At 72.4% G+C, this 11,029-nt stretch carries 8 protein-coding genes; 4 read left to right on the top strand and 4 right to left on the bottom strand.

Going from position 1 to position 11,029, the window contains the following annotated elements; all coding sequences use genetic code 11:
- On the bottom strand, positions 1 to 777 hold a 777-nt coding region (locus FAF44_RS40585), incomplete at its 3' end, for a tyrosine-protein phosphatase (protein WP_237108703.1).
- Between the two features lie 64 nt (positions 778 to 841).
- Here FAF44_RS40585 and FAF44_RS40580 point away from each other — a divergent pair.
- Entirely contained in the window at positions 842 to 1,714 is an 873-nt protein-coding gene (locus tag FAF44_RS40580; protein ID WP_237108702.1) for a hypothetical protein, read from the top strand.
- Here FAF44_RS40580 and FAF44_RS40575 read toward each other — a convergent pair.
- Together FAF44_RS40575 and FAF44_RS40570 are read right to left on the bottom strand one after the other, a co-directional pair.
- Positions 1,707 to 4,241 (bottom strand): tetratricopeptide repeat protein, encoded by a 2,535-nt coding sequence (locus FAF44_RS40575; RefSeq protein ID WP_237108701.1) that lies wholly within the window; start codon positions 4,239 to 4,241, stop codon positions 1,707 to 1,709. The two genes, FAF44_RS40580 and FAF44_RS40575, sit on opposite strands and share 8 nt — an antisense overlap.
- A gap of 70 nt (positions 4,242 to 4,311) precedes the next feature.
- A complete protein-coding gene (locus FAF44_RS40570) occupies positions 4,312 to 6,435 on the bottom strand; it encodes a M6 family metalloprotease domain-containing protein (RefSeq protein WP_237108700.1) in 2,124 nt (707 codons plus the stop codon).
- 106 nt (positions 6,436 to 6,541) lie between these two features.
- On the opposite strand from FAF44_RS40570, the gene FAF44_RS40565 reads away from it, so the two are divergent.
- Together FAF44_RS40565 and FAF44_RS40560 are read left to right on the top strand one after the other, a co-directional pair.
- Positions 6,542 to 7,711 (top strand): CdaR family transcriptional regulator, encoded by a 1,170-nt coding sequence (locus FAF44_RS40565; RefSeq protein ID WP_237108699.1) that lies wholly within the window; start codon positions 6,542 to 6,544, stop codon positions 7,709 to 7,711.
- Positions 7,712 to 7,774: 63 nt separating this feature from the next.
- Complete coding sequence (locus tag FAF44_RS40560) at positions 7,775 to 8,791, top strand: amidohydrolase family protein (protein WP_237108698.1); 1,017 nt, start codon at positions 7,775 to 7,777, stop codon at positions 8,789 to 8,791.
- Here FAF44_RS40560 and FAF44_RS40555 read toward each other — a convergent pair.
- On the bottom strand, positions 8,784 to 9,203 hold the full coding sequence (locus FAF44_RS40555) for a MarR family winged helix-turn-helix transcriptional regulator (protein WP_237108697.1): 420 nt from the start codon (positions 9,201 to 9,203) through the stop codon (positions 8,784 to 8,786). The two genes, FAF44_RS40560 and FAF44_RS40555, sit on opposite strands and share 8 nt — an antisense overlap.
- Before the next feature lie 68 nt (positions 9,204 to 9,271).
- Between FAF44_RS40555 and FAF44_RS40550 the strand changes: the two genes are divergently transcribed.
- Positions 9,272 to 11,005: an ABC transporter ATP-binding protein gene (locus FAF44_RS40550; protein ID WP_237108696.1), complete on the top strand. Its 1,734-nt coding sequence runs from the start codon at positions 9,272 to 9,274 to the stop codon at positions 11,003 to 11,005.
- Positions 11,006 to 11,029 lie beyond the last annotated feature (24 nt).

Raw genomic sequence — 11,029 nt, 5'->3', positions numbered from 1 at the left:
GGCGCGCATCGCGGACGTGTCGTCGTCCGTCCAGCCGTTCGCGGTCAGCCAGTGCAGCGGGCCGCCGAAGCGGTCGTCGAGCACACCGAGGAACTGCTCGATGTAGCGGGCCCTGGGCCGGTGCTCGTCGGCGGGGCGCGAGTCGAGGTCGTCGCGGTAGGTGGCGCTGGCGCGCAGCCGGTCGAGGATGAGCTCCAGCCGCTCGCCCGTGACCACGTAGTCCTCGACGATGGCCGCCCGGGTCGCCCCGGCGATCTCCAGCGCCAGCGCCGACAGCACCCCGGTGCGGTCCTTGCCGGCCGCGCAGTGCACGAGGGCGGCCCCGTCGCTCAGCGCCATCGCCCGCAGGGCCGTCACCACCGCGTCCGGCCGGTCGCGCAGGTAGCCGAAGTAGAAGCCGGTCACCCGCAGTTCCTCGTCCGGCGCCCGTTCCGCCCAGGGCAGCACCCGGTCGCCGTCGATGGCCCCGGCCTCGACGTCGGTGTGCCGGCCGCCTTCGGCGAACAGGGTCAGGTGGTGGTGGCGCACCTCGGGCACCCGGGTCAGCGGGCCCGGCCCCTCCAGCGACACCTCGGCGGTCGAGCGCAGGTCCACCACGTGCCGCAGGTTCAGCCCGCCCACCAGCAACTCGACGTCCGCGGGGGTGAGGCCCTGCAGGTTGTCGGCGCGGAAGAGCCGGCCGCGACGGGTGCGGCCACCGTCGCGGGTGGGAAGTCCGCCCAGGTCACGCGCGTTGACCGCGCCTTCCAGCTCGATCCACCTCGTCAGCTCGCTCATTATTACGACCCTATATGTCCCCCAAAGATGAGCGGATTCGCAGTTCATAACGCAGCATGAACGTATGGATCCACGAGTCTCGCCCCCACGGCTGGTGATCGATCCGGCGCTGCATCCCGAGGTCTCCTCCGAGCTGCGGTCGAGCCCGCGGCTGCTGCGCATGGCTCGGTCGGGCGCGCGCATGGAGACCACGCGCAGCCCCGCGCTGCTCCTCGCCCTGCCGGCCTTCCTGCTGCTGGTGCTCTACCTGGTGGGCTGGCCGGGGGCGATCATCGCGGGCATGGGGGTCGGCCTGATGGCCCTGCTGCGGTGGATGGCGGCGGACAGCGCGCACCGGGCGACCCGGCGCCGGCTCCATCTGGCCAGGGAGCACGCCAACCAGTACGTCCTGCCCGAGGATCTCGACTATCCCTGCCAGCAGTTGCTGCGCCGGGCGCAGAACGCCGTCGAGGTGATCATGCGCTCGTCGGTCCACAAGGCGGGCCTGATCGACAGCATCGACAACCAGGTGTCGCTGCCCGAGGAGGTCTGGCAGATCGCCCAGCGCCTGCGGAAGCTGTCGTCGATGCACGCCGAGCAGGGCCGGATCATCCCGCGCGAGCTGCCGCCGGGCATGGAGGAAGCGTTCACGCCGTACACCAAGGCCCTGGACGCGGCCTGGACGTCGCTGTCGCAGCGGGTCCGTCACCTGGAGAAGTACGCCAAGCAGGTGCTCAAGGCGGACAAGGCGTACCACGCCCACCTGCGGCTGGAGAAGCTGGCCGCCAAGACCCCGGAGTACCAGCAGCTCATCGCCGAGACCGTGCGCGACGACCTGGCCCACGAGCGCATCCTCGAACTGTCCGACCAGGCGGCCCACGTGCGCAAGCTGTTCGAGGAGAGCATCCTGCAGGCCAGGCAGACGGCGGGCGAGCTGTTGCGCGCCCCGCTCAGGTAGCGGGGGCCGCGCGTCTCAGGAGTTCCAGCGTCCTGCGCATGCCGGCCTCGTTGCCGAGGCTGCGGTAGATCTCCCTGGCCTGCTCCAGCGGCTGCACCGCGGCCGCGTGCCCGCCCGCGTCCAGGTGCGCCTCGCCGAGGTAGCGCAGGCTCCTGGCCATCCACCACCGGTCCTCCAGCCCGTCGAACTCCCGCACCGCCCGGCGCAGCTCCCGCTCCGACTCCTCGGTGCGGCCGAGCCTGGCCAGCGCCCGCCCGGCCGACACCGCGGTGCGGGCCACGCCCCAGGAGTCGCCCAGCGCGACCAGGATGGCCTCGGCCCGCCGGACGTACTCCAGCTCGCGCAGCCCGTTGTCCGGGTCGCCCACCTCGCCGGCGGCCCGCAGGCAGCGGGCCTCCTCCCACAGCTCCCCGCGCTGCCGGAACATCTCGGCGGCCCGGTCGAGGCTGAAGCCGGCCCGGGTGAACAGGTTCGCGGCCACCCGGTGGTCGCCCTCGTGGTGCTCGCCGCGCGCCTGGGCCGACAGCACCTCGCCGTAGACGCGCAGGGTCTGGGCCTCCGAGTAGCGGTTGCCCTCCCGTTTGAAGATCTCCAGGGAGTCCTCCAGCAGGTCCCTGGCCTCCTCGAGGCGGCGTTCGGCCATCCGCATCTCGGCCAGGTTGCGCTGGGTGCGGGCCATCCACCACAGGTCCTCTTCGCCCCTGAACGCGGTGATGGCCCCGATCAGGTAGTCCTGCGCCCGGTCCAGGTTGCCGTCGCTGAACAGCGTCATGCCGATCGTGCGCATGGCCCTGGCCGCCCACCAGCTCTCGCCCAGCTCCGTGAAGGTCTCCAGCGCCCGTTCCGACTCCTCCAGCGCCCGTTCGCGCAGGCCCAGCCCGCCGTGCACGGCGGCGGCGTCGAGCAGCGCGATGGCCAGCGAGCGGCGGTCGCCGCTCTGCGCGGCGGCCTCGCAGCCCAGCTCCGCCACCGCCGCCCAGTCCGCCCAGTACGCCCGCAGCGAGTGGCACAGCGAGCAGAACGCCCTGGCCAGCCCGCCCGTCAGCTCCCAGAGCCGGAGCTGACGCGCCAGCGTGATCATGGCGAGGAGCGAGAGGCGCTCGGCGTTGAGCCAGTCGCCGGCCCGCACCTGTCCGGCGGCGCTGGACCGCCGGCCGCCCCTGCCCCAGTCCTGCGGCCAGCGGTTCTGGGCGGCCTCCTCGGCGCGGCGGCGGTAGCCGTACAGCACCCGCTCGATGGCGTCGGTGCGCCGATCTTCCTCGTCCCGTCCGGCCAGTTCGGTGGCGAACACCCGGACCAGGTCGTGCAGGCGGTAGCGCATCGTGCCGGTCGGGTCGGTGCCCGAGCACTCGGCGAGCTGGGCGTCGATGAGCGCCTCGAGCTGGTCGGCGCCGTCGAGGCCGGAGATGTCGAGCAGCTCGCCGGCCACCCAGCCCGGCACGTCGGGCGCGGTCAGCGCGCTGAGCAGGCGCAGCAGGCGGCGCTGCATGCCGGTGCAGTCGTCGTAGCTGAGCTGTACGGAGGCGCGGACGCTCTTGTCCACCGTGGGCGCCACTTCGAGCTGGTCGAGGCGGCGGTGCGTGTCGGCCAGCCGGCCGGCCATCTCGCGCATGCTCCACTGCTCGCGGGTGGCCAGCCGCCCGCCGCAGATGTTGACCGCCAGCGGCAGGTGGTCACACAGCCGCACGACGTCCTTGGCGGCCTCCAGGTCGTCCACGACCCGGTCGCCGCCGGCCAGCCTGGCCAGCAGTTCCACGCCCTGCGGCTCGCTGAACACGCCGAGCCGCGTGTCGTGGGTGCCGTTGAGGAACAGCGGGGCGCGCGAGGTGACCAGCACCGCGCAGCCGGGTTCGGCCGGGATGAGCGGTTTGACCTGCTCGGCGTCGTGGGCGTTGTCCAGGCCGATGAGGATCCGGCGGCCCTTGGTCCAGGTCAGCCAGAGCTTGCGCAGCTCCTCCAGGCCGCCGGGGTCGGTGGTCAGGCGGACGTCGAGCGCGCGCAGGAAGCCGATCAGCACCTCCTCGGGCCGTACGTGGGCGTCCACGCCGCCGCGTAAGTCGGCGTAGAGCCGGCCGTCGGGGAACCAGCCGGCCGTCTCCTGCCCGAACCTGGTCATGAGCGCCGACTTGCCGACGCCGCCGCGCCCGTAGACGGAGACGACCAGCGGCGGCGAGAGGTCGGCGGACGTCCTGCGGGCGGCGAACACCTCGCGCAGTTCGGCGAGCGCCTCGGCGCGGCCGGTGAAGTGCTCGGGCACCGGCGGCCACTGGTCGGGCGCGAGCGGCTCCTGTGCTGATCGGGGCCGCTGCTCCGTCTCGCCGCGGCCCTCGGTGGTGGCCCACGTGGTCAGGCCGACGAGGATCGCCGCGGCTGCGGTGACGCCCACCTTGGCCACGGGCGGGAGGTCCCAGTCGACGGACGCGGCGAGCACGCTGGCCGTCGCGGCGGCCAGCCCGGCGGAGACCGGCGCGGCCCACGGCATCTTCCTGCGCCGTCGCGGCCGGTCCGGCAGGTTGTCCCCGGTCAACGAAAACCCCCTTCGGGGGTGATTCAAACCGATGGGGTACGGCTTGCGCCAGCCGTACCCCATCGTTCACTCAGAGGCCGATCACCTGACAGGTGGCCGTCACCGTCTTGGCCGGGTCGCTCTCCGAGGTGGCGGTGAGCTTGACCCGGGCCAGCCGGTCGCCGCCGGCCTCGCGTACGGCGTCCACCGGGACGAGCGCGTGCTTGCCGAACGCGACGGAGGCCAGCGCGTTCGGCAGCCGGACGCTCCAGCCCTTGCCCTGGACCTCGGCCTTGAGGCGGTAGAGGTCGGAGTTCAGGTACGCGCCGGCGTCCTCCGGGTGCTGCCCCTGCGCCGGGGCCGCCTTACCGGTGTTGAACAGCGGGAACTTGCAGGTGGAGACCCCCTTGCCCTGGGGCGTGCCGGCGCCGGGCAGCAGCTTGACGCCGCGCCGCTGCGGTCCCGCGCCGTCGAGGGAGCGGATCGCGACGGTGTAGGAGAGCCGGCGGTCGCGGTCGCGGTGCACGTCGGTGACGTAGAAGTGCAGGCGGTTGGCCTCGTCCACGTACTCGTACTCGCTGCCGGAGTCGGTGCCGGCGTGGAAGAGGGCGTCGGAGAGCTGCCGGTAGTCGCCGATCGTGATCGGCACCTTGGTCCCGTCGGGCAGCACGTAGTCGGTCATGCCGATGTCCTGCGGGTTGGCGTCGATCACCCACTCGAACGCCGGGAGCTGCCAGCCCGGTCCGCGGTCGTCGTTCTTGGTCTTGGCCAGCAGCACGCCGGAGTCGGGCGTGAAGGAGTCGCTGCCCATGCGGTCCACGACCTCGACGGTGTAGTTCTCCCAGCCGCCGCCGTCGCAGAGCGGCTCGGTCCTGACGTCGCAGGCGGGGCTCTTGTCGCCGGTGTCGAAGGAGATGTTGACGCCCGACAGCCCCTTCTCGCCCGGCTGCACCGACCGGGCGGTGACCCTGGCCGTGACCAGCCCGGACTCGTCCAGCGCCTCGCGTGAGAGCCGCAGCACGTTGCTCTCGTCCACCATGCCGAGCTTGATCTTGTTGCGCAGCATGTGGTGGGCGCCCATGGACGCGCCGCCGGTGGGCGGGATCAGCCAGCGGGAGTGCGGGCCGCCGGGGCCGTTGAAGCTGCCGCGGCTGAGCATCTCCCAGATGCCGGTGTAGGCCCGGCCCGGCGGGGTGCCGTACGGGTTGTTGTAGTTGTCGGCGATGCCCATGATGTGGCTCAGTTCGTGGGCGTAGACCGCCATGCCGGAGCTCTCGGCCTGCACCGAGTCGACGCCGAAGCGGGCGTTGGGCCAGAACGTGGAGCCGGCCTGCCAGGAGGTCCACTCGACGTAACGGGTCGGGGACCAGTTGGGCAGGGCAGGGTCGGGCGGGCCCCACTCGTCCGGCACGTCCTCCTTGGTGGGGAACTTCATCATGCCGAACTCCTGCCAGGTGGACGATTCGTCCTGGCCGGCGCTCAGGTAGAAGACGAAGTCGAACTCGGCGGCCACGTCGGGGCCGACGGCGGCGAGCCAGGCGGCGTTGCCGTCGGTGCGCAGGTTCTTGGTGCAGGAGTCGCCCGCCGGGCAGGAGGCGCGCTGGTACTCCATGGCGTACTCGTGGTCCTTGCCGGACATCGTGTACGGCCCGAACCCGGTCAGCTCCACGCCGATCCGCCCGCCGGAGTCCTCCATCCAGTACTCGTGGATGGTGTGGCCCTTGTTCAGGTCGTTCGGGGTGTTGAGGAAGTCCTGGTAGAACCGGGCGACCTGGTCGCGCGGGACGTCGTGAGCCTCGGCGCTCGGGTTGCCGAAGACCGTCGAGCCCTTGGGCTGGGTGACCACGAACTCCTGGTTGGGATAGTCGAGCAGCACCAGCGCGCCCTTGAAGGTGCGCTGCGACCCCTTGACGGCGGGGTCGTTCCACTTGGTGCCGGGGGGCTTCGTGTAGTCCGCCCACGTCATGTTGTCGGGATTGACCCAGTTCTGCGGGTCGATGGGCTTGAGGCCCCCCGGCAGTGGGCGGGCACGCAGGGTCGCGGCGTCGATGGGTGTGTCGAGTTGCCAGGGCTGCGTTCGCGGCCAGTGGTCCTGCCGCCAGGGGTATTCGGGGTCCTCGGGGGGTGCTGCGGAAGCGGGGGTCGCCATCAGGCTCACCGGGATCAGCACGAGGGCCGCCAGCAAGCCCTTCAGCAGCTTCTTCGGGGCGTTCACGGATCGACGGTATAGACGTTGTTGACGGAGATCACCGCACAGTTGTAGGGAAGACATGTGGCGGCTTTTCCGTCAATTGACGAAAAATCCACGTAAAGGTGGTTTTGTGGCGGATCTCCAGCGGACCGTTGACCAGCTCGCCGCCCGTCTCGACCGTCCGCTCCTGCTGGAGGACCGCGTGCAGCGGGTCGTGGCGTACAGCGAGCAGAGCGACGCCGTGGACGACGTGCGCCGCGACTCGATCCTGCGCCGCCGCGCCGCGCCCGAGGTGCGCCGGTGGCTGCGGGCGGCCGGCATCCACGAGGCCGCCGCGCCCCTGCGTACGCCCGCCGCCGCCCACCTGGGGCTGCTGCCGCGCGTCTGCGTGCCGATCCGGCACGCCGAACGGCTGCTCGGTTTCCTGTGGTTCATCGACGCCGCACCGCCCATGACGGACGCCCAGGTGAGCGAGGCGGCCGATGCCGCGCCGGGGCTGGCGCTGACCCTGTTCCACGAGAGCCTGGCCAGCGGGCTGGCCGCGCACCGGGAACTTGAGGCGGTCACCGGGCTGCTGCTCGGCGAGCGTGACACCGCCGCGCAGGCGGCCGAGCGGCTCATCGAGGCCGGCGCGTTCCCGCGGGCCCAGCCGGTGAGCGTGCAGGTGGCCAGGCCGCGCGCGACCCCGTCCGACGACGCGCTCAGGCCCGCGCTGGAGCAGGGGCTGCTGGCGCTGCGGCGGCGGCTGAGCGGCCACCGTCCGCTGCACCTGGTGCGCTACGACCACGCCGTGCTGCTCACCGCCGGGCCGCCGGTCCCGGCCGACGAGCTGCACGCGGCCCTTCCGGTGCCGGTGACGGTGGGGATCGGGCGGCCACGGGCGGGGCTGGCGCGGGCGGCGGAGTCGTACCGGGAGGCCAGGCACGCGGCCGAGGTGCTCGCACGGGTGCCCGGTCTGGGCCGTACGGCCGAGTGGGCGCGGCTCGGCGTGTACCGGATGCTCACCCGGCTGCCCGACCAGGAGCTGCACCCCGGGCTCGAGGAGCTGCTCGCGGACGCCCAGTACCTGCCGCTGCTGGAGACGCTGGAGACCTACCTGGACCTGGCGGGCAGCGCGGTGGCCACCTCGCGGGCGCTGCGGCTGCACCGCACGTCGTTGTACTACCGGTTGCAGCGGGTGGAGGAGCTCGCGGGGACGGATCTCAAGGACGGCGGCGAGCGGCTGGCGCTCCATCTCAGCCTCAAGCTCGCCCGGTTGTCGGGGCGCTATTCGCCGAGAGATTCACATAGTTCGTCCTGATTGCGGTGATGTCCCACGGTCACGTTTAATGCCATCAGGGGCTAGATCCGACGGGGAGCTGGAATGCCGTCTGCCAAGCGCGCCAGGCCGATACTGGGCCGGCGCGCGCCCGCGCCGGTCGTGATCCACTCCGCGCCCCTCGTCCTGCCCATGACCGCCGGACCCCTGCGCGACGGGGCGGTGGCGACCCGGGGCGAGCGGGTGCTGGCCGTGGGCCCCCGGGCGGAGCTGCTGGCGTCCTGTCCGGCCGCGGAGGAGACCCGCTGGCCGGGCATGATCGTCGCGGGCCTGGTGGACGCGTGCTCGACCGGGCCGTCGGCCGCCCCCGGGGTCACCGCGCGCGCCCGCGTGGTGTCCGACCTGGCCGAGCCCGCCGGCCTGCCCGGCGTCTGGTACGTCGCGGTGACCAGCGAGAGCGAGGAACGCTGGGAGGAACACGAGCGGGACGCGCTCATCACCGCCATCCGCGAGATCGACCGGCCCTGCGCGATCGGCCTGGCCGTGCGCACCCGGCATCCCCTCGTGCTGGAGGACGTGGCCGTGCTCGCCAGGACGTTCGGGCTGCGGCTGCTGGTGGACCTGTCGCGGCACTCCCCCGCGGCGCTGGACGAGGCCGGGGTGCTGGGGCCGCTGTGCCACGTGGTCTGCGCCAGGCCGCTCGACCCGGGCGAGCGCAAGCTGCTGCGGCTGCGCAGGACCGCCGTGGCGCTGTGCCCGGCCCCGGCCGTGGACGCCCTGACGCTGCTGGAGGAGGGCAACACCGTCGCCTTCTCCGACACCGGCTCCGCGGGACCGCTCGGGATGGCGGCGGCCGTGCGGCGGCTCGCGCGCGAGCGCGGCCTGCGGCGGCGCGGGCTGGACCGCAGGCTGGTGGAGGCGGCCACGCTGGGCGGGGCCACGGCTCTGGGCATGGACCGCGGCAAGGGGCGGATCGGGGCGCTGGCGCCCGGCGCGCGCGCCGACTTCGCCGTCTACGACGCCCGGGGACGCTATCCGTACTCGGTGCTGCTGGCCGAGCCGCCCTGCGTGGGCACGGTCGTGGGTGGCACGGTGGGCGGGCCGCTGTCCCGGGTCAGCTGAACTGGGCGTCCACCAGGCCGAGCAGCTCGCCGAGTTGCTCGCGCTGCGCTCCCGACAGGACCGCGAACAGCTCCTCCCCCGCCTGCCTGCGCGCGTCGCGGGCCCGCTCCGCCGTCTTGCGGCCCTCGGGCGTGAGGACGAGCAGCGTGGAGCGGCGGTTGGCCGGATCGACCTCCCTGCGGACGAGCCCGGCCTCCTCCAGCGCGTCCACGACCGGCGTGAGCGAGCGCGGCACGATGCGCAGCTCGTCGGCCAGCCGCACCATGCGCAGCGGACGGCCGGCGTCCGCGAGCGCGCGCAGCGCCCGCGCCTGGCCGGGGTTGAGCCCGAGCGGCACCAGCCGGTGCAGGTAGCCGTGCCGCAACCGCCGGCTGACCAGGAACAAGAGCTCAGCGAGCTCCATCTCTGCCATATCGATCAGTTTACCGGAACAAATATGAGTTAACCTCTGTTTGAGTGGACATCTGAAAGGAGCCCCATTTGGCGGAGGAGCCCCGTGCGCCGATCGGGCGCATCATCAAGCTGTTCGGCGCCTATCGCGCCCGTCTCAGCGTCGTGGCCTCGCTCATCGTGCTGTCCTCCCTGGTCTCGCTGGCCTCGCCGTTCCTGCTGCGCGAAGTGCTCGACGTGGCCATCCCCGCGCGCGACGTCGCGCTGCTCACGCTGCTGGCCCTGGGCATGATCCTCGTCGCGGTGACGACGAGCGTCTTCGACGTGCTGCAGACGCTCGTCTCCACCACCGTGGGCCAGCGGGTGATGCACGACCTGCGCATCGCGGTCTACGGCCACCTCCAGCGCATGTCGCTGGCCTTCTTCACCAGGACCAGGACCGGCGAGGTGCAGTCGCGCATCGCCAACGACATCGGCGGCATGCAGGCGGTCGTCACCTCCACGGCCGCCTCCCTCGTCTCCAACCTGACCACCGTGATCGCCACGATCGTCGCCATGCTCGCGCTCGACTGGCGGCTGACCCTGATCTCGCTCCTGCTGCTGCCGGTGTTCGTGTGGATCAGCCGCAAGGTCGGCGCCGAGCGCAAGCGCATCACCTCCGAACGCCAGCGCAAGCTGGCCACGATCGCCTCCATGGTGCAGGAGTCGCTGTCGATCAGCGGCATCCTGCTGGGCCGTACGATGGGCCGCTCCACCGAGCTGACCGAGCGCTTCGGCCGGGCCTCCCACGAACTGGCCGACCTCGGCGTGCGGACCAGCATGGCCGGGCGGTGGCGGCAGTCGTCCATCCAGATCGTGATGGCGGCGATGCCCGCGGCGATCTACTGGGCGGTCGGCCACACCGGGGCCATCTCGGTGGGCACGCTGGTGGCCTTCACCACGCTGCAGACCAGCCTGTTCCGGCCGGCGGTCTCGCTGCTGCGGCTCGGGGTCGAGGTGCAGACCTCGCTGGCGCTGTTCGGGCGCATCTTCGAGTACCTGGACCTGCCCGTGGACATCCACCCGGGCACCCGGACGCTGGACGGCGTGCGCGGCGAGGTCCGCTTCGAAGGAGTCGACTTCTCCTACGACGACGCGCCCACCCTCACCGGCGTGGACGTCACCGTCCCGGCGGGCACGAGCCTGGCGATCGTCGGCGAGACGGGATCGGGCAAGACCACGATGAGCTACCTGCCCTCCAGGCTGTACGACGTCACCGCCGGCCGCGTCACGATCGACGGGACGGACGTGCGCGAGCTGACCTTCGAGGCGCTGAGCGACGCGGTCGGCGTGGTGTCGCAGGAGACGTACCTGTTCCACGCCTCGATCGCCGACAACCTGCGCTTCGCCCGCCCGGCGGCCACCGAGGAGGAACTGGAGGCGGCGGCGCGGGCCGCCCGCATCCACGACCACATCGCCGCGCTGCCCGACGGCTACGACACGGTGGTGGGCGAGCGCGGCTACCGCTTCTCCGGCGGCGAGAAGCAGCGCCTGGCCATCGCCCGCACGCTGCTACGCGACCCGCCGGTGCTGATCCTCGACGAGGCCACCAGCTCCCTGGACACGCAGACCGAGCTGGCCGTGCAGCAGGCGCTGGACGCGCTGGCGCGCGGGCGTACGACGATCACGATCGCCCACCGCCTGTCCACGATCCGCGACGCCGACCAGATCGTGGTGCTCGACCACGGGCGGATCGTGGAGCGCGGCACCCACGACGAGCTGATGGCCCTGGGCGGCCACTACGCGACGCTGGTGAGCCGCGACCAGCCGCTGGAACTGGTCTGACCGCGGCGGCGCCGGTCGGCTCGC

It is taken from the genome of Nonomuraea sp. MG754425 (assembly GCF_021699195.1).
GTDB lineage: Bacteria > Actinomycetota > Actinomycetes > Streptosporangiales > Streptosporangiaceae > Nonomuraea.
The sequence above is the reverse complement of the archived record's forward strand: the minus strand, read 5'-3'. Positions and strand labels throughout refer to the sequence as shown.